The organism is Pseudomonas sp. GM48, from assembly GCF_000282335.1.
GTDB lineage: Bacteria > Pseudomonadota > Gammaproteobacteria > Pseudomonadales > Pseudomonadaceae > Aquipseudomonas.
This window is the reverse complement of sequence record NZ_AKJM01000179.1, coordinates 1-21,145: the sequence shown is the minus strand read 5'-3', so window position 1 is coordinate 21,145 and position 21,145 is coordinate 1. Positions and strand designations below refer to the sequence as shown.

Here is a 21,145-nt window from a genome sequence, read left to right as displayed (position 1 = left end):
CGCGTCAGCTGGACTCACGACTGCTTCGCAGCCGGACGCAGCCTCGCGGGCTCGGCAGCTGCTACAGATCGCATTACCATTAGTCCAAAAGGCGCCTTTTTCATTTCAGTTGGCCACACCCATTGGCATTGGTGAGCGTTTTGTTCGAGTGGATTTAGAGTGGTGGCCTTTAGCCTTGATCGGATCGGCCGATAATTGTTTCTGCATTCATCAAACTATGGAGAAACAGGATGTTCAAGCAGTTAACCTTCACCGCTTTGCTGGCACTGACCGCTCTGACTGGTGGTTGTGCTTCGGTAAAAATGGCGGATGAAAGCCAGGACGCTCAGGCCAAAACATTCCAGGTGGCCCCGGATAAAGCCCACATCTACGTGTATCGCAACGAAAGCATGGGCGCCGGCGTGAAAATGCCGGTGGCGCTGAACGGCAAGCCTGTAGGCCAGACCGTCGCCAAGTCTTATCTGATGCTTTCGGTCCCGGCCGGTCAGCAGACCTTGGTATCTTCCGCAGAAAACGATTCGGAACTGAAACTCACCGCTGAAGCGGGCAAAAATTACTTTGTCTGGCAGGAAGTGAAAGTGGGTTTCATCAAGGCGCGTAACCGCCTGCAAGTCGTCGACGACCAGACCGGCCGTGCCGGCGTCGCTGAAAGCAAACTGATTCAAGCTCAGTAAGCGTACCGACAACCCCCGCACACAGCGCGGGGGTTGATTCGCTTTGTCCGAGAGAGCACAAAAAAGCCCACCTGTACGGACCTGGAATGTCCAATCCAGCAGGATGCTTTACCCCCAATCGTGGGACATTTCTGAAATCCTGCGCAAAGGCTACAGCGCCTTGCGGCACTGCCTACAACTACTCCAGAATCCGCCGGCTTGTGCGCTTTGGGGGCCATCGCTAACTTGATTCGCGTCACTGATGGTCAGTGATCGGGTTTAGCAGCTCGTATCGAAGTAAAGCGCATTTGCGCTCCTGATAGGCAGGTATGTCCATACCTGCCCTTGACGGTAGCTGTGCGCAGGGCGCCTTCGGGCGCGCCGGTTTCGCTTCGGCCGGTCTGCTAACCTGCGTACAGCTGCCACCCTGATGATCAGTAGCGATTCGGTGTGGCCGCCCACTTTCAGGACGCTGAGTCATGACCAATACGCCAAATCCACCGGATACCGATCCGGACGCGCCACACCAACCCAGTCCCCTCTTCCTCATCGCCCCCGATATCGATAACCACACCCTGCTGGAATACGCCTGCGTGTCGCTGGCCTCGGCAAACGTCATGGCGAGTGATTTCGCCAGAGACCTGAAGGGATCGCAGGGCCACACCCTGCTGGGCATCCAGCAGTCGATCATGCTGGGGGAAATGGCGGTGAATCGGGTGTTGGATAACCTCGACTCGCGCTAGTAAATCACTGGTAACTGATCGTTCCCAAAAGGGGCTTGTGAGACTTTGAGGATCCTGGGCAACCAGCCATCGCAGAGCCAGACAGGTCGATGCTAAGTCGACCTGTTTGAGAAAGACCCTATTGTGGCGAGGGAGCTTGCTCCCGCTGGGGCGCGTAGCGGCCCCAAAAGGGGACTGCTGCGCAGTCCAGCGGGAGCAAGCTCCCTCGCCACAGGTTATTCATTGCTTACCGGTAATTCTTCAAATTGCCTTGTTACGGCCAGCGCTTGAAAATCAGCGAAGTATTCACCCCGCCAAACGCAAAGTTGTTGTTCATCACGTACTGATTACTCATCTGCCGAAACTCGCCGCGCAGGTAGTCGAGCTTGCCGCAATGCGGGTCGACTTCGTCGAGGTTGAAGGTGTGGGCGTAGAGGTCGCGGTTCATCATTTCGATGCTGAACCAGGACTCCAGCGCACCGCAGGCGCCGAGGGTGTGGCCGAGGAAGCTCTTCTGCGAGCTGATCGGCATGTGCTCGCCGAACAGGCTGCTGGTGGCCAGGGTTTCGGCAATGTCGCCCTGTTCGGTGGCGGTGCCGTGGCCGTTGACGTAGCCGATGTCCGAAGGTTTCAGCCCGGCGTCTTCCAGGGCCAGTTCCATGGCCCGGCGCATGGTGACTTGTTCGGGGCGGGTGGTGTGCTGGCCGTCGGCGTTGCTGCCGAAACCGACGATTTCGGCATGGATGTGCGCACCGCGCGCCAGGGCGTGCTCCAGTTCTTCGAGCACCAGCATGCCGCCGCCTTCACCGATGACCAGGCCGTCGCGTGCGGAGTCGTACGGGCGCGGGCTGCGTTGTGGGGTGTCGTTTTTCAGGCTGGTGGCGTAGAGCGCGTCGAAGACCATGGCTTCGGTGGGGCACAGTTCTTCGGCACCGCCGGCGAGCATCAGCGGCAGGCGGCCGAACTTGATCGCCTCGTAGGCATAGCCGATGCCCTGGCTGCCGCTGGTGCAGGCGCTGGAGGTGGGAATCAGGCGACCGGTGAGGCCGAAGAAGATGCTGATATTGGCTGCCGTGGTGTGCGGCATCATCCGCACGTAGGAATTGGCGTTCAGTCCCTCGGCCACCGAGTTGAGCAGCATGTTGCCGAAGGCCTTGATCTCGTCGGTGCTGCCGGTGGAGGAACCGCAGGCGACGCCCATGCGCCCGTCCTTGATCGACTCGTCACCCAACAGGCCGGCATCGGCCAGCGCCATCTCCGCCGCGCCCACAGCCAGCCGCGAAACCCGGCCCATGCTGCGCAGTTGCTTGCGGGTCCAGTGGCTCGGCACCTTGAAGTCATCGACGGGGCCGGCAAGACGGGTGTTGAGCTCGGTAAAGCGATCCCACTCGTCCATCCGGCGGATGCCGCTGCGGTTGGCCGCGAAGTTGCCGGCGATGGTTTCCCAGTCATTGCCCAGCGAGGTAATGCCGGCCATGCCGGTGACGACGACGCGCTTCATCAGCACAGGCCTCCGTTGACGGCCAGAACCTGCCGGGTGATGTACGAGGCTTCTGCCGACATCAGGAAATTCACCGCGCCGGCCACCTCTTCAGGGGTGCCCATGCGTTGTGCGGGGATCATTTTCATCAGTTCTTCCAGCGGCACGTTTTCGTCGAGCATGGCTGTGTCGATCAGGCCGGGTGCAACACAGTTAACGGTGATTTTGCGCTTGCCCAGTTCGATCGCCAATGCCTTGGCCGCGCCGATCAACCCGGCCTTGGAGGCGCTGTAGTTGACCTGGCCACGGTTGCCGATCAGCCCCGAAACCGAGGTGATGCAGACAATTCGCCCGGCGGCGCGACGCCGGATCATCGGCATCATCACCGGGTGCAGCACGTTGTAGAAACCGTCGAGATTGGTGCGCATCACTACATCCCAATCGTCCTCGCTCAGCGCTGGAAAGGCTCCGTCGCGGGTCAGGCCGGCGTTAAGTACCACGCCGTAATAGGCGCCATGTGTTTCCACGTCGGCTTCGAGAGTTTCTTTGCAACGGGCACGGTCGGACACGTCGAACTGCAGGATGCGCGCACGACGGCCCAAGGTCTCGATTTCGGCTTTGACAGCTTCGGCATCCGCCAGGCCGCTGCGGCAATGCAGCACGATGTCGTGCCCTGCCTGGGCCAGACGCAAGGCAATTGCGCGGCCGATGCCACGGCTGGAACCGGTGACCAGTACGGATTCAGTCATGACTGGACTCCTTCGGATTCATGGAGATATTGAGTAGCCTGGGGTGGGCGGTACACGTTCAGACGGGCGCTGGCGTGAATGCCGGGGGCGTTGATGTGGCATTCGAACACGCCCATGCCGTTATCGTCTTCCAGGGAGCGGATGCCATGGATGGTCAACTCGGTGCCGGCGGGAAAACTTTCAACGTTGCATTCAAACTTGCGGCTGCCGAGCAGGAAACCCAACTCCACCGCATCACCGCGCTGACGCGCATGGCAACCGGCGAAGGCGGCCACGCTCTGGGCCATCAGTTCGATGCCGACCCAGGCCGGCAGACCACCGTCGGGGCGGTTGAACAGGCCATCGGGCTTGACGGTCAGACGGGTGTGAATCTGCTCTTCATCAAACGCCAGGATCTGATCGATAAGGATCATGTCGCCAGCGTGGGGCAGCAGTTCGGCGAGCGGCCAGTCAATCATGGGGCGTCTCCGATTATCAGGCTGACGTTGTTGCCACCGAAGGCGAAGGAATTGCTCATCAGGTAGCGCGGTGCAATGGACGCCAGGCGCGTGGCCGGGGTCACCCAATTCAGTGCAGGCAGTTGCGGGTCGGGTTGACCGTCCCACACATGGGGGGGCAGGGCATGCCCGGCGTTGTCCGTACTCAGGCTCAACCAGCAGAACGCCGCTTCCAGTGCGCCGGCGGCCCCGAGGGTGTGGCCGGTCATCGGTTTGCTCGACGAGCAGGGTACGCCGGCCGGGAACAGCGTCGCCACGGCCTGGCTTTCCATGGCGTCGTTGTGCTGGGTGGCGGTGCCGTGCAGGTTCAGGTAAGTGATCTGCTCCGGTTGCAGGTTGGCGCGGTCCAGGGCTTTGCGCATGGCTTGCAGGGCGCCGCGGCCGGTGGGTTCCGGCGCGGAAATATGGTGCGCATCGGAGCTGGCGCCGCTGCCGAGCAGGGCAATCGCTTGCTTGTCGCCCGCGCTGCGGGTCATCAGGAACAGCACCGCTGCTTCGCCGATGTTGATGCCGTTGCGGTTCACCGAGAACGGATTGCAGCGTTGCCCGGACACCGCTTCCAGTGCATGGAAACCATTGAGTGTCAGTTTGCACAGGGTGTCGACACCGCCGCACAGCACCGCGTCGCAGACGCCCAGATCCAACAGGCGCCGGGCGCTCATCAGTGCCCGGGCGCTAGAGGTACAGGCCGTGGAAATGACATAGGCCGGCCCGCTCAATTGCAGCCACTCGGCGAGGAAGTTCGCCGGCGCAGCGAGCTCTTGTTGCTGGTAGTCGTACTCAGGCGGGAACTGCTGCTCGCGCAGGTAATGGGCCAGGCCCTGGCTGGCTTCGTCGATACCCGAAGTGCTGGTGCCGAGCACGATACCGATGCGGCCGCGGCCGTACGTCTGGATCGCGCTGTCGATGTCCTGGCGGATTTGCAGCGCGGCTTCCAGCAACAATTGATTGTTGCGGCTGTGATGCCTGGACAGTGCGGCCGGGATCGCTGGCAACTCGCCATGGACTGCACCGACCGGCAACGATCGCTCTGGCACCCATCCCGCGGCTTCGCGCATGCCGGAGCAGTCGCCGGCAAACAGGTTGCGCGCGACTTCCTGCTTGCCGCGGCCCAGAGCGCAGACCAAACCGAGGGCATTGAGGTAAGCCGTCATGGCGTTTCACCGCTCAGGGGCGTGACTTGATAGGTCGGACCTTTCGGAAACTGCAATTCAAAATTCTGCGGTTGTGCGTAGCGGATGTCCCAGCGCTCGGGCAGGGACCGTTGTTTGCCGTGTTGCCAGGCGCCGGGATAGTTGGCCGCCAGTTCATCTTTCGGCGTCAGCGCAAACAGCAGCGCCGCGAACAGCTCCCGGGCTTCCGGATTGGGTGGCAAGAAACCATCGGACTCCCAGGTTTTATCGATCAATTTCTGGCGTGCCTGGGGAATGCCCAACAGGTCCATCATCGACCAGCGAATACCGGGCTCTTCGCGCTGGATCACCAGCACCCAGTCCTGGCGATTTTCGGCCTGCAGGCGCTGGATGTGCAATTGCAACGGCAACGACAGATCCGGATTGTGCACGGGCAGCGGCGCCCGGCCGGCGCAGGCGCTCAGCAGCAGGGCCGCGACGACCAACAGAAGTCGCAACACACCAACTACCCCTGTGGGAGCGGGCTTGCTCGCGAAAGCGGCGATGCATTCAGCATTGATATTGACTGACCCACCGCTTTCGCGAGCAAGCCCGCTCCCACAGGTTTGGTATTTCAAGCGACTGGCAATGAACATCACACAGTTCCTTCAAAAGGTTTGCGCGCCACTACATTGACCAGGGTTTCTTCCCGTTGGCCAAAGGGTTTTGGCTTGCACACACCCAAGTATTCGAGCAGGCCAAAATCCTTGGCGCGACTCCACCACAAGTACGGATAAGACACGTTTTGCGCGGTAAATTCGAAACCCTGCTGGCGAATCATTTGCAGATACTGCGCAGCGCTTTTCTGCACGTGCATCGGGTGGCGAAACAACCAGCGGATCACCCAGGTATCAATGTAAGCCTCGGTGGATTCGGCGAACAGCAGATAACCGCCGGGCTTGAGCACACGGTAGAACTCGGCGAGTGCCTGTTCCTGCTCCACCAGATGATGGAAGGTCTGGTGACAGAACAGCAGGTCGATACTGGCGTCCGGCAGGTTGAGGCTGGCGCAGTCGCTGCCAATCAACTCCACTTCCATGCCCTGACGGACCGCTTCTTCGCGGCTCTGGTTCAGGCTGTGGGGATCAGCATCGACGCCAATCAGACGACCGGGCGCAAAGGCCTGGCGCAGCAGCGGGAATGACTTGCCCTGGCCGCATCCGGCATCCAGCAGCACCGGGCTGACAGGCAGCGCTTCGCTGAACAGGCCGCGCAAATCATTGATCGCCAGCCGCAGCACATAGTGTTGCCAGATCCGGCTGCGCAAGAACCACAAACCGAAACGGGTTTCTTCGACGTAATTGTCGCTCAAGTAGTTCATGACGCATCCCTTGCACAGAACTCTGATATCACCTTCAACCGGCGTCTGGCTTCGCTGACGAACGGGTTGCGTGGGTCCCAGGCATACCCGGCAAGAATGGAGCTGATCATCCCGCGGATTTCCGGCGAACTGCTCTCATGGAAAATCACGTCCTGGAAGGTCCCGGCGTACCAGCCTTCGACGTAGCAACGGAAGGTGTCAACGCCGCGCTTGAGCGGTTCGGCGAACTCGGTTTGCCAGTCGACGGCTTCGCCCAGCAGTTGGCGGTGCAATACCCCGGCAGCCATGCTCGCCGAACGCATGGCGATGGTCACCCCGGAGGAAAACACCGGGTCGAGGAATTCCGCAGCATTGCCCAGCAGCGCGAAGCCCGGACCGTGCAGGGTTTTGACGTTGGCCGAGTAACCGCCGATGGTTCGGGCCGCGGTATCCCACTGCGCATTTTGCAACACGCTGGCCAGACTTGGCGTTTCGGCGATAAAGCTGCGCAGGCATTCGTCCAGATTGTCGCTGCGGCCGGCGAAACGTTCCTCTGCGGCGACCACGCCGACCGAGCAGCGCCCGTTGCTGAACGGGATGGTCCAGAACCACACGTCACGCTGGCTCGGATGAGTGGTCACGAGGATCTTGCTGCGGTCGAAGGCCGGGTGGTCGATACGGTCTTCGACGTGAGTGAACACGGCCTGACGCAGCGGAAAGTTCGACGGCGCCTCGAGGTCGAGCAAGCGCGGCAGCACGCGGCCGTAGCCACTGGCATCGAGCAGGAAAGCAGCCTCGACGCGGTATTCGCTACCGTCTTCACGACGCACGCCGAGCTGCGGTTTTTCCGGGTCGATGTCGACGCTGACGATGGTCTCGCCATAGCGGATTTCCACGCCTTGCAGCGCGGCCTGATCGGCCAGCAGTTTATCGAAATCGGCGCGCTGGACCTGAAATGTCGTGGATTTGCCGTGGCTGAACGTCTCGCCGAAATCGAACGCGCTGTAACGATCGCCCCAGGCAAACGCGGCGCCGGTTTTCAGCTGGAAGCCGGCGGCGTTGACGGCGTCGAGCATGCCCGCTTCTTCGACGAAGTCCAGGCAGTGCGCCAACAGGCTTTCACCGATGGAAAACCGTGGAAAATGCTGACGCTCGATCACCAGTACATCGTGCCCCTTGCGCTTGAGTAATGCGGCGGCGATGGCACCGGAAGGACCGGCACCGATGACCACAACCTGGCGACATTCCATTTCAACGATTGGCATGGGGGCTCCTTGCCGGGACAGCGGTTTTCAGGGGGATTCGGTGCATGCCGGCCAGGGCCGGCAGCAGTGTTGCGATCAGGCCCATCAGCATCAGTGCAAAGTACAGCGGCGGGCTGATCAGTTGCTGTTGCAGCAGCAGGTTGAGAAAAACGATTTCGCTCAAGCCACGGATGTTCAGCAGCACGCTTTCCCGCCAGCGACTGGCACCCTTGAACGAGGCCCCGGCCCAGCCGAGGCCGAGCCAGTTGCCCAGCAGTTTGCTCAGCATCGGCAACAGCAGCAGGGCGACCAGTTGCACCCAGCCGAGGCTGTCCATCGCGCTGTGCACATTGATCTGCACGATGCCGAACGTGAGGATCAGCGGGATGGCGATGTACGTCTGCAAGCGGCTCATCCACAAGGCCGGCAACGGCAGCACCAACGGAGCTTTCAACGCCGCCATGATCAACACATAGCCGATGCCGAAAATCAGCGCATTGAGCTTGAAGTGTTCGGCGACGACGAGCAGGGCGAAAAAGCCCAGGCTGTAAAGCCAGGTCTGGCGCAGGCCCAGCAGCCGCAGCAACACAGGCAGGCAGGCACCGGCCAGTGGCAGCAACAGGCTGCTCAGGTGCAGGCTGCCCTGGGCGATACCAAACAGGGTCCAGCAGGCGAGGTCGATGAGGATCGCGGTTTGCACCAGGCGCCGGGTGGCGCCGGGCGGGTAATCGATGTGCCGCAGGTACAGGTACAACACCGGAATCGCGGTGATGGCGAACAACAGGCCGACGGCCAGCGAGCTGATCCACGGTTGCGCCGGCAACAGCCAGATTGCCGTGGCCAGGCCGCAGGCAAACGGAATGCAAAAACTCGGCAGGGCGATTTTCAGGCTCTGGCGATCCAGTTGCAGGTCGATCACATCGCTGAGGATGTAGCCCAGCAACAGGGCAAAACTCAGGCTGTAGAGGTTCTTCAGCCAGTCCGGCGACACCAGTTGCGCACCGCTCAACTGCCATTGCGGCTCGATCCAGAAATACATCAACAGCGGCAAGCCGAGGGTCGCCAGCAACAACTGGCTGACGATGGGAATCAGGCCAAAATGCCGGCCGGCACGGGTCGCCACCGCGAACAACGCCAGCGCCATTGCCCAGAACAGAACGACCATCACGCTGCCCGCTCCACAGTAGAGGCCTCATGCACCTGTCGGCCAGCCCACGGCGCGAGCAGGAAGCTGAAGATCAGGCCGAGGCTCACCGACAGTCCGAAATTGCTCACCGCCGGGGTGCTCGACACCGCCAGCAGACCGAACGACAGCCAGGTGGTCAACGCCGCCAGCAAGGTGCCCAGCAGGCTCACGGCGGCGCCGCCGACCTGTTCGCGCATCAGGATCGCGTAATCGACGCTGATCGCCGTCACCAGCAGCAGGCCGAACAGACTGAACAGCGTCAACGGCTGCCCCAGCCAGCCAAGACTGGCCAGGCTGCACAACGCCGCCAACAGCGGCAGGGCAACGATACGCAACGCCCCGCCGAGGCCGAACGGCAGGATCAGCACCAACACGATCAATACGCATGAGGCGAGTTTCAGTTCGGCGGCACTGATTTGGGTGGCTGCGAAGACGTTGTTCAATTCACCCAGTCGATCCACCAGTGTCACGCCGGGTAAATCCTCGCCCTGGAGTCGCAGCAGGGCCGGGTTGTTGATGCCTTGCAGACTGACCATCGCCGCCACGCCGTCATCGGTCGGCCCCAGCCACAGGGCCCGGTAGGGTTCTGCCAGCGGGCCGCTGAGCGCGGTGTCGATGTCCACGGCAGGCAATGCCTGTAACTTCGTCAGCTCTGCTTGCAGCGCCTCGCCCGGCACGCCGATCTCGAGCAACGGTTGCCAGAACGACGGCAGTTTGCTCAGCGCTTCGCGCACCTGTTGCTGTTGGTTCGGCGGGCTGACCAGCTGATTGAGCGACAGATAACCCTGGAGCTTTTCCAGGCCAATCAATTGATCCAGCCGTTCGCCCAGGGCGGTCTGGCGTTCGAGCAGTTGTTGCTGGTTGGCGGCGCGTATCAGGAAGAACTGGCTGGTGGGTTGATAGCCGGTGATCCGTGCAATAGTCCGGGCTTCGTCGGTCAGTTGTTGCGGCGCGCTGATCCACTGGCGGATGTCGTTTTTGCTGCTCAGCTGTAACAGGCCGCCCACGCAAAAGGCGACCAACAGCGCCAGCAGGACAGGGGTTTTCGCCCGTTCGAGCAGCGCTGCGCGGCAGTCCAGCAAGAGTTCGCAAACGCGCAATGGCCACTGCGCCGGGCGCAGGTCCAGGCCCTTGAGCAATGCCGGCAACAGGCACACGGCGGACAAATAGGCGCCGAGCAAACCGGCGGCAGAGAACGCGGCAATCTGGGTCAGCGCCGGGAAGGGTGTCCAGGCCAGGGCTAGATAACCGATACCGCTGGTGATCAGGCTCAGGGTTAGCCCGGGCAAGGTCATGCGCAGGGCCGGCCAGCTGCGCCAGGGTTTCAGGCTCCAACTCTTGGACAGGTAGTGCAACGGGTAGTCGACCGCGACACCGATCAGGCTCGAACCCAGCACCAGCGTCATCACGTGCATATGGCCGAACAGCGCCACGCAGGCCACCGCACCGAAGAGCATGCCCACCAGCACTGGCACGAACGCCAGCAAGACGCGCCAGCGCCGGAAGGCCAATAGCAGCAACAACAGAATCCCGAGGGTGGCTCCGCCACCGACCCAGGTCATCTCCCGGGTGGCCTGCTGCTGTCCGCTGGCTGCGTACAGCAAGCCGCTGGCGGCGAGCAGTTGCACGTCGTGCTGCGCGGCTTCTTCGCGGCTGTGCTTGAGCAAGTCGGCCACCTGCAGTGGCAGGTTCATATCGAAGGCGTTGCCGGTGGTGCGCGCGCGCAGCAGCACCCAGCTTTTGCCATCGGCATCGGCGACCAGGGCGCCACTGCCGATGTCCAGTTGCACCGAACCGCGTTGTGGCTGGCTGTTCTGGATGCGCCCGGTCAGGCCGAGCCAGTCATCCTGGCTCGGCACCAGGCTGTAACCGTTGAACGGGTCGAACAAGGCCTGCACGCGCTGCTGGATAAAGGTGTCGGGGTGCTCGATCAGCAGTTGTCGGTCCGCCGCCGAGAGCATCGCCAGGCGACCTTGCAGCAATTGCGTGCGCAGCGCCGGCAAGTCGGCTTGCAGGGTCCACTGGACCTTTTCGAACAAGCCGCTGGCCTGCCATTGCTCGCCGAGGGTTTGCGCCATGGCGACGGCCTGCTGGCGATCGGCGTGGCCGACCAGCACCAGCATTTCGCGATTCAGCGGTTCTTGCATGCGTTGTTCGGCGCGCAATTCCAGGGCGTCGGGCGCCGTGCCGGGTACCAGTTCCATCAGGTTGGCCGACAGCGGCGCGCCGTCATGCCATTGCCAACCTGCGAGCGCCAGTACTGCCAGCAGCAGGAGCAGGAACAGCCGTGGCAGTAAGCGTTCACTCGGCAAAGTCATGTTGCTCCGCGTCGCTCAACGGTTGGGCGCTGGTGCTGTCCTGCATGCGCAGCAACGTACTGTCGCCCTGGGTTTCGAGCAGTTGGATACTGTGCACCAGTTCTGCACCGGTAATGTTGATCTGGTTGAACACCTGCTTGAGCAGCATCGAACGCGGCACCAGCGTGAGCTTCCAGTTCTGCGCGTCGCCGCTCAGGGACAACTCGAAATCCCGTTGCAGCCCGCTGCTGTCGCCTTGCAGCACGGCGAGGAACAAACGGTTCTGCTCGGCACCGGCGCTTTTGCCCGGCAGCATTTGCCAAACAATGCCGTCACGCCGGGCGATGCCTTTGGCGGTGATGCGATAGTCCTGTTGCAGTGGCGTTTTCAGCAGCCACAACAAGCCGTGGTTTTTCGCCAGGACGAACGTGCCCTTGCTGGTCAGCGGCTGGGGCAGGGCACGCAGGTGTTTTTCCTGGATGAAATTGCCGTGGATCACCTCGGGCTTTGCCAATTGATCGCTGAGTTGTTGCAGGTCGAAGGCATGAGCCAGTCCAGGAATACCCAGTAGTACGCAGAACACTGTAGGAGCGAGCTTGTTCGCGAAAAACCTGAGGGCGCCGCGGACTGTCAGGCGCCCAGTGTCATCGTTAACGACCATCGCGAGCAAGCTCGCTCCTACAGGGGAGCGGGGGTGGCAGAACATCATGCCAGCACCCTTTCAACCGCATCGGTGAACACGGTCGGCGAGGCCAGTTGCATCTCGCGGCTGGCGAGGTCGACGGCGACTTGTACCGACATGGCCCGGGTCAAGCGCTCACCGGTTTGCAGATCGCTGATCAGGTAGTTGATCTTCAAGCGGTTCTCCCATTCCACCAGGTTGGCGCGCACGTTCAGTTTCTGGCCGAATACCGCACCGCGCACGTAGCGCAATTGCAGGTCGATCACCGGCCACGCGTAGCCTGACTCGGACATGGCAGTGTAGTTGTGGCCGATCCTGTCCAGCAGTGCACAGCGGGCGACTTCCAGGTATTTGACGTAATGGCCGTGCCAGACGACGTGCATGCTGTCGACGTCAAAGAACGGTACGACGATTTCCGTGTCGGTGTGCAGAAATCCCTTGCTACGCATGCAGCCTCCAGTGTTGTTCGGCGATGCGTTGCAGGCACAGGCGCAATTCGCCTTCCAGCGCGCGGTCTTCGATGACCGGTGGGAAGTCCTTGGCCAACGCTTCATGCATGGCGGCCAAAGCGGGTGGCAGTGGTCGTGCATCTTCGGCCTGGCCGCGTAGCCAGACGCCCTGATTGGCCGCCAGCAACGTGGCGGCTGCCACCTGTTCGGTGAGTTCCAGCACGCGGATCGCATCCCGGGCGGCGATGGTGCCCATGCTCACTTTGTCCTGGTTGTGGCACTCGGTGGAGCGCGAGAAAACGCTGGCCGGCATGGTGTTTTTCAGCGCTTCGGCGGTCCAGGCACTGGTGCCGATCTGTACTGCCTTGAAGCCGTGGTTGAGCATGGCGCGGTCAGCCGTGGCGCCGGACAGGTTGCTGGGCAAACCATGGTTGTAACGCTCGTCCACCAGCAGCGCGAGTTGCCGATCCAACAGGTCGGCGACGTTGGCCACGAGGTTTTTCAGGCTGTCCATGGCGAATGCGATGTGCCCGCCATAGAAGTGCCCGCCGTGCAGCACGCGCTCGGCTTCGGCGTCGATGATCGGGTTGTCGTTGGCGCTGTTGAGTTCGATCTCGATGAACGAGCGCAGCCAGTTCAGGCTGTCGGCCAGTACGCCCAATACATGGGGCGCGCAACGCAGGGAATAGCGGTCTTGCAGGCGATGCAACGGTGCGGTCGGTGCGTCGATGGCCAGATCCTTGCGCAGCCACGCGGCGACCTGCATCTGCCCTGGATGTGGCTTGGCAGCGAACAGGCGTTCGTCGAAGTGTTCCGGGTTGCCTTGCAGGGCGACAACATTGAGCGCGGTGATGCGCGTGGCCAGTTGCAGCAGGTAATCGGCACGGGCGTAAGCCAGGCAGGCCAGACCGGTCATCACGGCGGTGCCGTTCATCAGCGCCAGGGCTTCCTTCGGACGCAACACCAGTGGCTGCCAGCCGAGTTCGCGGTGCACATCGGCAGCCTGCCGGCGTTCGCCGCGGAACAGCACTTCGCGTTCGCCGGACAGTGTGGCGGCAACGTACGAAAGCGGCGTCAAGTCACCGCTGGCGCCCACCGAACCCTCTTCCGGAATCAGCGGCAGGATGTCGTGTTCAAGGAACGCTTGCAGGCGCTCCAGCAGCTCCACGCGGACTCCGGAAACACCGTGGCACAACGACTGCAAACGCGCCGCCAATACCGCACGGGTGGCCTGGGCGTCGAGCAGTTTGCCCAAGCCGCAGCCGTGGAAGGTGAACAGATGACGGGGCAGCGCCTCGACGTGATGCAGCGGTACCGCGACCACGCAGGAATCGCCATAACCGGTGGTCACGCCGTAGATCACGCCTTCCTTGTCCAGCAGGGAATCGAGGAACTGTGCACCCTTGGCGATGCGTCGGCGGAACTCGGGATCGCCCTGTAACTGCGTCGGCACCTGACGGTTGGCCAGGGCCAGCACGTCTTCGATGCGCAAAGGGAGTTCGCCGAAGGTTACCGGCTCAAGCGTTGGCGTCGTCATCGGTCTTCCAGAAAGGGTAAAAGTTGAACCATTGTTGGGGCGCTTCGAGGCAATAGTGACTCAGGCGCTCGGCGTAGCGGGAGGCCCACTGATGAATGACCTGCTCGCGGTCGCTGCGTTTCCAGGTGATTGCGTCAGCGAACGGCTCAATGGTCAGTCGATAGTCGCCGTCGGGCTTTTTCAGGCACAACAGCAAGTTGATCGGGCATTTCAGCAGGCCGGCCAGCAACCACGGGCCTTGGGGGAACCTGGCCGGATGACCGAGGAAGTCCACGGTCACGCTGCGTCCGCCATGCAATGGCACGCGGTCGCCGGCAATCGCCAGCCACTCGCCGCGCTCCAGGCGTTCGCTCAATTGCAGCATGATCCCCGGGTCCAGTTCGCTGACCTGGATCAGGCGCAGGTTGGTTGCCCCGGCCTCGCCCAGCAATCGATTGAACTGTTCGGCGTGCTTGGTGTGCACCAGCACGTTCATCGTGACCTTCTCGCCGATTTCCGCCAGTGCGCGGCAGACTTCCAGATTGCCCAGGTGTGCGCCCACCAGCATCTGCCCGCGGGCACCGCGCAACTGGTGACGCAGCAATGCCGGGTCGACGATTTCGATTTGCTCGATGCTCAGCTTGCCGTTCCATACGTCGAGTTTGTCGAGCATGGAATCGGCGAAGGCCATGAACTGGCCGAACACTCGCCAATGGGTCGGGAGCAATTCGCTGCGATCGCTCCAGTCGGCCAGGCGTTGCTGATATTGCCAGGCGCTTTTGCGGGCGCTGCGACCGAACAGGAAAAAGTACAACACGATGCCGTATAACAACGGGCTCAGCAGGCGCCGGCCCAGCACTTTGGCGCCGAACGCGGTGAGTTTCATCAGCCAGAAACTGCCCCGCTCTTCGCGGTCGGCCCAGTGTTGATTGTCTGCGCTCATGCTCGCCACCGTCGCCAGAGGATCATCGGCGCACGCAGCAACATGCCGAAGAACAGCCGCGTGTGCATGCTGGAAATCAGCACGTTGTCGTGGAACATCCGAAAATGCGAAACACCGTCCAGCGGATAGTGGACTTTGGTATGCAGCCATTGCATCGGCTGATTGCGCCAGGCCAGGCGCACCAGGATGTCCGAGTCGAAGTCCATGCGCTTGCCGATTTTCGCTGACTCGATCAACGCCAGAACTGGCGGTAAGGGGTAAACCCGGAAACCGCACATGGAGTCACGAATCTGCAACGACAGGGTATTGATCCAGACCATGACGTGCGTCAGGTAGCGCGCATATAAACGGCCTTTCGGCACGCTGGCGTCGTACTGCGGGTAGCCACAAATCACCGCCTCTGGGTGGGCGCGTGAATGTTCGATGAAGCGTTTGACGTCCTGCAAATCGTGCTGGCCATCGGCATCCACCTGCAGGGCGTGGCTGAAGCCCAGACGCGAAGCTTCGCGCAAGCCGGTCATGACCGCGCCACCCTTGCCCTGGTTTTCGGCGAGGCGGATCAGGTAAACCATTTCACGTTGGGCCAGACGATCCAGCACCCGGGCGCAGCGTGGGCTGCTGGCATCGTCCACCAGAATGCACGGCAGATGGCTGGCGATCAGGGCATCGACTACGGTGGTGATGGCCGTTTCGTGGTTGTACACCGGGACAATGGCGCAGGGGCTATGCATGTTGGTGTACACCTGAGGGACCGTGGTGTCTGCTTCGCGAGCAAGCCCGCTCCCACAGGGGGGATGTGTCGTTCACCAATCCAGTGTGGGAGCGGCGGTGCGACGATTCGACTTGCTCGCGAATGAGTGCGCAGCACTCACCAAACTTATACATGCGCCGCCTCCAGCAAGATCCGCCCGCTTGAGCAAGTGGCGGTTTCATTGCGATAGGCGAAATACAATTTGCCGCGCGCCGGGTCGAAGCGCAGGTGCAGCTGGACTTCATCTCCAGGGCGCACCAGTTGCTGGAACTTCAAGACTTCCATGCCGGCGAATTTTTCCGGCAGGTTCATCAGTTGCTGGCCCAGGCTCAGCGCCCAGTCCACCTGCACCACACCAGGCAATACCGGCACCTTGGGGAAATGACCGCTGAAATAGGCCAGGTCCGGTGGCACGGCCAGTTGCAGGCTCCATTCACCATTGCTTTCGACTTGTTCCAGCACCTCCGGGGCTTTGGGGCGCGGCGCCAACAGCAGGGCGTCGACGTCGGCCTGGGGCAGTTTGCCCTGGGTGTTCAGCGGCATTTGTCGCAGCAGGCGCCAGCGTCTTGGCAGGGCCAGGGCTTCGCAGTGTTGGCTCAGGTGCTGGCGCAATTGCTCGGTGAGGCTGCGTCGACCCTGATTGCGCAGAACATGCAGACCGGCCTCGCTCAGCACCAGCAACGCCCCCAGGGAGGCACGGTTTTCCTGAACGACGCCGAGCCGCGCTTCGACGACCCATTCATGAGCCATCAGCGCTTGTTCCAGCATCGGCAGCGAGATGCGTTTTTCTTCCAGTTTGACGATCCGGTCCAGTCGCCCGAGCAATTCGAAGCGACCATCGACGGCGATGCGTGCTGAATCGGCAGTCTGTTCGACATGGCCGCCAGGCAAGTAGGGCGAAGCGATCAGCAGCGCACCATCACCGTCTTGAGTCAGCGTGACATCGGCAAAGGGCTGCCAGAGTTCAGCGCCCTGACGCCAGGCGATGCCGCCGGTTTCCGAACTGCCGAAAATCTCCGTTGGCCATTGCCCCAGACGCTCATGCAGGCTCTGTGCGGCCTCGACCGGCAATGCACCGCCGGAGGAAAACACCCGGCGTACGGAGCTCAAGGCAGGCCAGTCGAGGTTGTCGCCCATGCGCTTGAGCAACGCGGGGCTGGCCACCCAGGCGAAGGCCGGGTATTCGCGGCTGGCGCGCTGCAGGTCTTCCGGGAACGCCAGCTGCTTGCGTACGAACGGGCGTCCGGCACACAGCGGCCACAGCACCCGGAATAGCAGGCCATAGATATGCTGGGTGGCAACGCTGCCGATAATGCATGCCTGGCCAAGATCAGCGCCCCATAACTGCTCCAGGGCTTCGACTTCATTGGCCAGTTGGCGCAGTTTTTTTTCGATGCGCTTGGGTTCGCCACTGGAACCGGATGTGCACAGGCTGAGTTGGCAGTGATCGAGATCCAGCGCTGTCGCACTCAGCGGCGGATGACGAAAGTCGCTCAGGTGCTCATCGTCGGGCTGATCGCTCAACCACAGATCAACTTCACCTGACCAGCGCTGGCGGGTCTGCGGTTGCAGGTCAGACGGCAGCAGCACACTGACCCCGGCACGCCAGGCACCAAGCAACGCGACCGCCAGATCAGCGGCATCTTCAAGGTGCACGGCCATCTGCCGCACACCCCGGGCTTGCAGGCCGGCGGCCAGACGCAGCGCCTGTTCGCACAGTTGGGCGTGATCCAGTGCCGGACCGGTCGTTACGGCGCGCTCCGGCTGAGCCTTGAGCAGCAGGTGCTCAAGTTTTATCCAATTCATGGGCGGCCTCGTACCCTTTGTCGTATGAGCCATTCAATGGCAAACATCAGGCCTATCAATCCGTAGGAAATCAGACCGGTGTACAGCGTCCACCAGCTCAGCGGCGCCCACAGTGTCAGGGCGGCGGCGCACACACCGTTGCAAAGAAAAAAGACGCTCCAGGCGATGGTCACCTGACGGGTATAGCGAATCCCCTCGTCCGGCAATTGCGGCTCGCGCACCCGGGCCAGGCGTTCGACGATCGGTGGGCCAAATGTCAGGCTCGATCCGAACAGCACCAACATGAAACCGCTGATCAACACCGGGTACCAGCGCAGCAGCGCCGGGCTGTCGAACAGTGCCAGCAACAGACAGAACACAATGGCCACCGTGGCCATCCACAAACTGCCCGGTTGTCGTTTTCCCGTCAGTGCGCGAGCCAGCCACAGTCCACCCAGCAGCAGCCCGAATTGCCACGGGGCGAAATGCTCCATGCCGAAATACACCGCAAAGGGATACAAAAGGCCCGCCAGCAGCAGGCCGAGGCCAATCAAGCGGCTCATGCGGCCGGTTGAACCAGACGATAGACCGCCTCGACCACGTCACTGACGGTACGCACCGATTTGAATTCTTCGGCAGCGATTTTCTTGCCGGTCTGGCGTTTGATGTGATCAATCAGGTCGACCGCGTCGATGCTGTCGATTTCCAGGTCCTGATACAGGTTGGATTCGAGGCTCACACGTTCGGGATCCAGTTCGAAGAGCTCGACCAAGGCATCGCGCAGGGTGTTGAAAATGTCGTCACGAGTTTGCATGGTCCGGTCTCAAGCTGCCTGTTTTGCGGTGACGAACGCCGCAAGGCTCGCCACGTTACTGAAGTGATTGCGTGTGTCTTTGGCATCGGCGTCGATTTTGATGCCGTACCTTTTCTGGATGGCCAGGCCCAGTTCCAGGGCGTCCACCGAGTCCAGGCCCAGGCCTTCGCCGAACAGCGTCTGGTCATTGCTGATGTCTTCGGCACTGATGTCTTCGAGGCCCAGGGCGTCGATGATCAGTTCTTTGATTTCCAGCACCAGGCTATGGGTGTACAGATCGCTCATCTTCGGCGAGCTCCTTGATAAAGTAAGAATGCAAATAATCGTTGAGCTTGCGCGAGGCTTGCGGAGCCGGCCCCAGCGAGGCGAAGGCCTGTGGGTCTATATCGGCCCCAACCCGAAAACTAAAGTGCACGCGCCGTTTGGGGATGCGATACCAGGGCTCGGCCTTGGTCAATGTGGTCGGGCTGACCTTGATAATGACCGGGGTGAGGATTTTCGCACCACGCAGGGCGATTGCCGCGCCGCCCCGATGAAAGGCCGGCGCCTGGCCGGGCCGGGTGCGCGTACCTTCGGGGAAAATGATCAGGGTCTGACCTTCTTTCAGCGCGTCGGCGGCCGCGTCGAGCATGTCCATGCTGCCGTCGTTGCTGATGTATTCGGTGCAGCGCAGCGGTCCGCGGGTGAAAGGGTTTTCCCAGAGGCTTTGCTTGACCACGCAGTTGGCGTGACGCACCAGGCCGATCAGAAACACCACGTCGATCAGCGACGGGTGATTGGCCATGATCATCTGCCCGGGACGACCGAGTTTTTCCGCGCCTTCAATGTTGTACGTCAGCACCCCGGTACGGGCCATGAAACGCACAAAAATCCAGAAACAGCGGCTGACCGTTTGCCGGGCCCGCAGCCGATGGGCCTGGGCGTCGCCTGGCAGGCAGTTCAGCACAGGGAAAATCGCCAGGCGCAGGCACAGCCCGCCCAACCCGAACAGGGCAAAGCTCGCGGCGGTGGCCAGCAAGCGCCAGTAATAGGCGTCGCGGTTTTTCTCGGTCACGGGTTGCGTTGCCAGGTCCATACACGATTTTTCCAGGCATGTTGGCAGGTGGTTTGCTGGCCGAGCAGCATACGCAGCAGATTCAGCGCATGTGGCCAGCGGGATTTGGACAACGCATCCGACGGGCTGTTCAGGGACAACTGCCAGTCGGTACCGGGGGTAATCAGCAGGCCGACGGCATACGGGAACGGCACGTCGTTGATCCAGGTTGAGTAAGCCTCCGGCGGCTGCTCTTCGGTGATCACCAGCAGTACCGCAGGAGCGCCTTCAGCCAACAGCGCGGCAGCTTCCAGCATGCCGTGTTCCAGGCCGTCGCCTGCGGCAGCCAGGGCCGTCATTTCGCTGGTTTCACCCCGCATGATCGACCACAAACCAATAATCGCGTTATGCACAGACAAGCTGAACTGGGTCGGCGACAGCGGCTCATCAGCGGCCAGATCACTGAGAATGTCGACCGTGCGAGGCGTTTCGCCGTGACGGGAAACAAAGACCAATGGCAGATCCTGCCGACCTTCGGCCAATGGCCAGCCGACACTGAATGCCATCCGTGCCAGGCGGCTGAGCCGCCGACGCTGCATGGCCGGCAGAAACGAAACGTCGGGAGCGGCACCGCTGTCCGGCGGCACGACCGGTTGTCGGCTCCAGGCCTGCCAGTCGTTCACGCTATCAAGCCCCGGGGCCCAGGCGCGCCATTGGGCGATGTTGAAGTTGATCACAGACATTCATCCCACCCTTACGGGCTTACTTGACGCGGGGAGTGGCCGAGAGCCGAGACTCGCCCTGCGCGGCGTTTGGCGCCGAGTGGCGCGCATTATCCCGGTGCCGGGAACGTGTAGCAAATGCTGGTTACATTTTGCTCAGCAAGATGAAGCGGCTGACGCGCAAAAAAATCAACGATTGGTAATTATTCACAAATTCATTACCCCGTCTGTCGGTTCTGGCGTCGAATCAACGGGCCGTTCAGGGCTTTTCAAGCAAGACAAGGCAACTGACTGCGTAGTCCCTTGACCGACAAGGTAGCGAAGCAGCGCCGTGGACCACTACACTCGGTCATTCTTTGGTACACGGAGGTTTTGACATGCGGCGCGTGGTGTTCAATCAGAAAGGTGGCGTTGGCAAATCCAGCATCGCCTGCAATCTGGCGGCGGTCAGTGCCAGCGAGGGCTTTCGCACCCTGTTGGTGGACCTCGACGCCCAGGCCAACTCCACTCAGTACCTGACGGGGCTCACCGGTAGCGATATCCCGATGGGCATCGCCGATTTTTTCAAGCAGACGCTGTCTTCCGGGCCGTTCTCCAAGAAGAATCAGGTCGACATCTACGAAACCCCGTTCGATAACCTCCATGTCGTGACCGCCACCGCCGAGTTGGCGGACTTGCAGCCAAAGCTTGAAGCCAAGCACAAGATCAACAAACTGCGTAAGTTGCTTGAAGAGCTGAGCGAAGACTATGACCGGATTTACCTCGATACCCCGCCGGCATTGAATTTTTACGCGGTTTCGGCGCTGATCGCGGCCGATCGCGTGTTGATTCCTTTCGACTGCGACAGTTTTTCACGCCAGGCATTGTACGGCCTGATGGCAGAAATCGAAGAATTGAAGGAAGACCACAACGAAAGCCTGGAAGTCGAAGGCATCGTCGTCAACCAGTTCCAGGCCCGCGCCAGCCTGCCTCAGCAAATCCTCGACGAACTGATCGCGGAGGGCCTGCCGGTGCTGCCGGTGTACCTGGCCAGCTCGGTACGCATGCGCGAATCCCACCAGGCCAATACGCCGCTGATCCATCTCGACCCGCGGCACAAGCTGACCCAGCAATTTGTCGAGCTGCATAACCTGCTGGAAAACGCCTGATT

General features: G+C 61.5%; 23 protein-coding genes. 3 read left to right on the top strand and 20 right to left on the bottom strand.

The window, feature by feature from the left end:
• Positions 1-230: 230 nt before the first annotated feature.
• On the top strand, positions 231-674 hold the full coding sequence (locus tag PMI28_RS01825) for a DUF2846 domain-containing protein (protein WP_007992352.1): 444 nt from the start codon (positions 231-233) through the stop codon (positions 672-674).
• Positions 675-1,132: 458 nt separating this feature from the next.
• Positions 1,133-1,396: a DUF6124 family protein gene (locus PMI28_RS01830; protein ID WP_007992350.1), complete on the top strand. Its 264-nt coding sequence runs from the start codon at positions 1,133-1,135 to the stop codon at positions 1,394-1,396.
• A 253-nt stretch (positions 1,397-1,649) separates the two neighbouring features.
• On the opposite strand, the gene PMI28_RS01835 is transcribed toward PMI28_RS01830, so the two are convergent.
• From PMI28_RS01835 to PMI28_RS01925, 20 genes are all read right to left on the bottom strand, one after another.
• Complete coding sequence (locus PMI28_RS01835; RefSeq protein WP_007992348.1) at positions 1,650-2,876, bottom strand: beta-ketoacyl-ACP synthase; 1,227 nt, start codon at positions 2,874-2,876, stop codon at positions 1,650-1,652.
• A complete protein-coding gene (gene fabG, locus PMI28_RS01840) occupies positions 2,876-3,604 on the bottom strand; it encodes a 3-oxoacyl-ACP reductase FabG (protein ID WP_007992346.1) in 729 nt (242 codons plus the stop codon). The genes PMI28_RS01835 and fabG overlap by 1 nt, the downstream gene beginning before the upstream one ends.
• Positions 3,601-4,062, bottom strand: a complete 462-nt coding sequence (locus tag PMI28_RS01845; protein ID WP_007992344.1) for a hotdog family protein — start codon at positions 4,060-4,062, stop codon at positions 3,601-3,603. Before PMI28_RS01845 ends, fabG begins: the two co-directional genes overlap by 4 nt.
• Positions 4,059-5,255, bottom strand: coding sequence for a beta-ketoacyl-[acyl-carrier-protein] synthase family protein (locus tag PMI28_RS01850; protein WP_007992341.1), 1,197 nt, complete (start codon positions 5,253-5,255; stop codon positions 4,059-4,061). The genes PMI28_RS01845 and PMI28_RS01850 overlap by 4 nt, the downstream gene beginning before the upstream one ends.
• A complete protein-coding gene (locus tag PMI28_RS0128970) occupies positions 5,252-5,869 on the bottom strand; it encodes a hypothetical protein (RefSeq protein ID WP_007992338.1) in 618 nt (205 codons plus the stop codon). Before PMI28_RS0128970 ends, PMI28_RS01850 begins: the two co-directional genes overlap by 4 nt.
• A complete protein-coding gene (locus tag PMI28_RS01855; RefSeq protein ID WP_007992336.1) occupies positions 5,869-6,594 on the bottom strand; it encodes a class I SAM-dependent methyltransferase in 726 nt (241 codons plus the stop codon). The genes PMI28_RS0128970 and PMI28_RS01855 overlap by 1 nt, the downstream gene beginning before the upstream one ends.
• Positions 6,591-7,838 (bottom strand): NAD(P)/FAD-dependent oxidoreductase, encoded by a 1,248-nt coding sequence (locus PMI28_RS01860; RefSeq protein ID WP_007992334.1) that lies wholly within the window; start codon positions 7,836-7,838, stop codon positions 6,591-6,593. Before PMI28_RS01860 ends, PMI28_RS01855 begins: the two co-directional genes overlap by 4 nt.
• A complete protein-coding gene (locus PMI28_RS01865) occupies positions 7,825-8,982 on the bottom strand; it encodes a hypothetical protein (RefSeq protein ID WP_007992332.1) in 1,158 nt (385 codons plus the stop codon). Before PMI28_RS01865 ends, PMI28_RS01860 begins: the two co-directional genes overlap by 14 nt.
• Positions 8,982-11,321, bottom strand: coding sequence for an MMPL family transporter (locus PMI28_RS01870; RefSeq protein WP_007992330.1), 2,340 nt, complete (start codon positions 11,319-11,321; stop codon positions 8,982-8,984). The genes PMI28_RS01865 and PMI28_RS01870 overlap by 1 nt, the downstream gene beginning before the upstream one ends.
• Positions 11,305-12,009: an outer membrane lipoprotein carrier protein LolA gene (locus PMI28_RS01875; RefSeq protein WP_033063612.1), complete on the bottom strand. Its 705-nt coding sequence runs from the start codon at positions 12,007-12,009 to the stop codon at positions 11,305-11,307. The genes PMI28_RS01870 and PMI28_RS01875 overlap by 17 nt, the downstream gene beginning before the upstream one ends.
• Entirely contained in the window at positions 12,006-12,431 is a 426-nt protein-coding gene (locus tag PMI28_RS01880) for an acyl-CoA thioesterase (RefSeq protein WP_007992325.1), read from the bottom strand. Before PMI28_RS01880 ends, PMI28_RS01875 begins: the two co-directional genes overlap by 4 nt.
• A complete protein-coding gene (locus PMI28_RS01885) occupies positions 12,424-13,968 on the bottom strand; it encodes an HAL/PAL/TAL family ammonia-lyase (RefSeq protein WP_007992324.1) in 1,545 nt (514 codons plus the stop codon). The genes PMI28_RS01880 and PMI28_RS01885 overlap by 8 nt, the downstream gene beginning before the upstream one ends.
• The gene (locus tag PMI28_RS01890; RefSeq protein WP_007992322.1) at positions 13,949-14,890 is read right to left on the bottom strand and encodes an LpxL/LpxP family acyltransferase; all 942 of its coding nucleotides are present in this window, start codon (positions 14,888-14,890) and stop codon (positions 13,949-13,951) included. The genes PMI28_RS01885 and PMI28_RS01890 overlap by 20 nt, the downstream gene beginning before the upstream one ends.
• Positions 14,887-15,621 carry a glycosyltransferase family 2 protein gene (locus PMI28_RS01895; RefSeq protein ID WP_007992320.1) on the bottom strand — a complete coding sequence of 245 codons (735 nt, stop codon included), beginning with the start codon at positions 15,619-15,621 and terminating at the stop codon, positions 14,887-14,889. The genes PMI28_RS01890 and PMI28_RS01895 overlap by 4 nt, the downstream gene beginning before the upstream one ends.
• A 146-nt stretch (positions 15,622-15,767) precedes the next feature.
• Entirely contained in the window at positions 15,768-17,447 is a 1,680-nt protein-coding gene (locus PMI28_RS01900; protein WP_007992318.1) for an acyl-CoA synthetase family protein, read from the bottom strand.
• Positions 17,444-17,989, bottom strand: a complete 546-nt coding sequence (locus tag PMI28_RS01905) for a hypothetical protein (RefSeq protein ID WP_007992316.1) — start codon at positions 17,987-17,989, stop codon at positions 17,444-17,446. Before PMI28_RS01905 ends, PMI28_RS01900 begins: the two co-directional genes overlap by 4 nt.
• On the bottom strand, positions 17,986-18,240 hold the full coding sequence (locus PMI28_RS01910) for an acyl carrier protein (RefSeq protein WP_007992314.1): 255 nt from the start codon (positions 18,238-18,240) through the stop codon (positions 17,986-17,988). The genes PMI28_RS01905 and PMI28_RS01910 overlap by 4 nt, the downstream gene beginning before the upstream one ends.
• Positions 18,241-18,249: 9 nt before the next feature.
• Positions 18,250-18,525 carry a phosphopantetheine-binding protein gene (locus PMI28_RS01915; RefSeq protein WP_007992313.1) on the bottom strand — a complete coding sequence of 92 codons (276 nt, stop codon included), beginning with the start codon at positions 18,523-18,525 and terminating at the stop codon, positions 18,250-18,252.
• Positions 18,503-19,315, bottom strand: a complete 813-nt coding sequence (locus PMI28_RS01920) for a lysophospholipid acyltransferase family protein (RefSeq protein ID WP_007992311.1) — start codon at positions 19,313-19,315, stop codon at positions 18,503-18,505. Before PMI28_RS01920 ends, PMI28_RS01915 begins: the two co-directional genes overlap by 23 nt.
• The gene (locus PMI28_RS01925) at positions 19,291-20,016 is read right to left on the bottom strand and encodes a beta-ketoacyl synthase chain length factor (protein WP_007992308.1); all 726 of its coding nucleotides are present in this window, start codon (positions 20,014-20,016) and stop codon (positions 19,291-19,293) included. The genes PMI28_RS01920 and PMI28_RS01925 overlap by 25 nt, the downstream gene beginning before the upstream one ends.
• A gap of 356 nt (positions 20,017-20,372) precedes the next feature.
• On the opposite strand from PMI28_RS01925, the gene PMI28_RS01930 reads away from it, so the two are divergent.
• Positions 20,373-21,143 (top strand): ParA family protein, encoded by a 771-nt coding sequence (locus tag PMI28_RS01930; RefSeq protein ID WP_007992306.1) that lies wholly within the window; start codon positions 20,373-20,375, stop codon positions 21,141-21,143.
• The last annotated feature ends 2 nt before the right edge of the window (positions 21,144-21,145 follow it).

Excerpts from the sequence above, each read along its gene's own strand:
- PMI28_RS01905 (WP_007992316.1), bottom strand. The coding sequence starts at position 17,989 with ATGAGCCGCTTGATTGGCCTCGGCCTGCTGCTGGCGGGCCTTTTGTAT.
- PMI28_RS01930 (WP_007992306.1), top strand. The coding sequence starts at position 20,373 with ATGCGGCGCGTGGTGTTCAATCAGAAAGGTGGCGTTGGCAAATCCAGC.
- PMI28_RS01880 (WP_007992325.1), bottom strand. The coding sequence starts at position 12,431 with ATGCGTAGCAAGGGATTTCTGCACACCGACACGGAAATCGTCGTACCG.
- PMI28_RS01885 (WP_007992324.1), bottom strand. The coding sequence starts at position 13,968 with ATGACGACGCCAACGCTTGAGCCGGTAACCTTCGGCGAACTCCCTTTG.
- PMI28_RS01875 (WP_033063612.1), bottom strand. The coding sequence starts at position 12,009 with ATGATGTTCTGCCACCCCCGCTCCCCTGTAGGAGCGAGCTTGCTCGCG.
- PMI28_RS01915 (WP_007992313.1), bottom strand. The coding sequence starts at position 18,525 with ATGAGCGATCTGTACACCCATAGCCTGGTGCTGGAAATCAAAGAACTG.
- PMI28_RS01825 (WP_007992352.1), top strand. The coding sequence starts at position 231 with ATGTTCAAGCAGTTAACCTTCACCGCTTTGCTGGCACTGACCGCTCTG.
- PMI28_RS01855 (WP_007992336.1), bottom strand. The coding sequence starts at position 6,594 with ATGAACTACTTGAGCGACAATTACGTCGAAGAAACCCGTTTCGGTTTG.
- PMI28_RS01890 (WP_007992322.1), bottom strand. The coding sequence starts at position 14,890 with ATGAGCGCAGACAATCAACACTGGGCCGACCGCGAAGAGCGGGGCAGT.
- PMI28_RS01860 (WP_007992334.1), bottom strand. The coding sequence starts at position 7,838 with ATGCCAATCGTTGAAATGGAATGTCGCCAGGTTGTGGTCATCGGTGCC.
- PMI28_RS01895 (WP_007992320.1), bottom strand. The coding sequence starts at position 15,621 with ATGCATAGCCCCTGCGCCATTGTCCCGGTGTACAACCACGAAACGGCC.
- PMI28_RS01865 (WP_007992332.1), bottom strand. The coding sequence starts at position 8,982 with ATGGTCGTTCTGTTCTGGGCAATGGCGCTGGCGTTGTTCGCGGTGGCG.
- PMI28_RS01850 (WP_007992341.1), bottom strand. The coding sequence starts at position 5,255 with ATGACGGCTTACCTCAATGCCCTCGGTTTGGTCTGCGCTCTGGGCCGC.
- PMI28_RS0128970 (WP_007992338.1), bottom strand. The coding sequence starts at position 5,869 with ATGTTCATTGCCAGTCGCTTGAAATACCAAACCTGTGGGAGCGGGCTT.
- PMI28_RS01845 (WP_007992344.1), bottom strand. The coding sequence starts at position 4,062 with ATGATTGACTGGCCGCTCGCCGAACTGCTGCCCCACGCTGGCGACATG.
- PMI28_RS01910 (WP_007992314.1), bottom strand. The coding sequence starts at position 18,240 with ATGCAAACTCGTGACGACATTTTCAACACCCTGCGCGATGCCTTGGTC.
- PMI28_RS01900 (WP_007992318.1), bottom strand. The coding sequence starts at position 17,447 with ATGAATTGGATAAAACTTGAGCACCTGCTGCTCAAGGCTCAGCCGGAG.
- PMI28_RS01835 (WP_007992348.1), bottom strand. The coding sequence starts at position 2,876 with ATGAAGCGCGTCGTCGTCACCGGCATGGCCGGCATTACCTCGCTGGGC.
- PMI28_RS01925 (WP_007992308.1), bottom strand. The coding sequence starts at position 20,016 with ATGTCTGTGATCAACTTCAACATCGCCCAATGGCGCGCCTGGGCCCCG.
- PMI28_RS01920 (WP_007992311.1), bottom strand. The coding sequence starts at position 19,315 with ATGGACCTGGCAACGCAACCCGTGACCGAGAAAAACCGCGACGCCTAT.
- PMI28_RS01870 (WP_007992330.1), bottom strand. The coding sequence starts at position 11,321 with ATGACTTTGCCGAGTGAACGCTTACTGCCACGGCTGTTCCTGCTCCTG.
- fabG (WP_007992346.1), bottom strand. The coding sequence starts at position 3,604 with ATGACTGAATCCGTACTGGTCACCGGTTCCAGCCGTGGCATCGGCCGC.
- PMI28_RS01830 (WP_007992350.1), top strand. The coding sequence starts at position 1,133 with ATGACCAATACGCCAAATCCACCGGATACCGATCCGGACGCGCCACAC.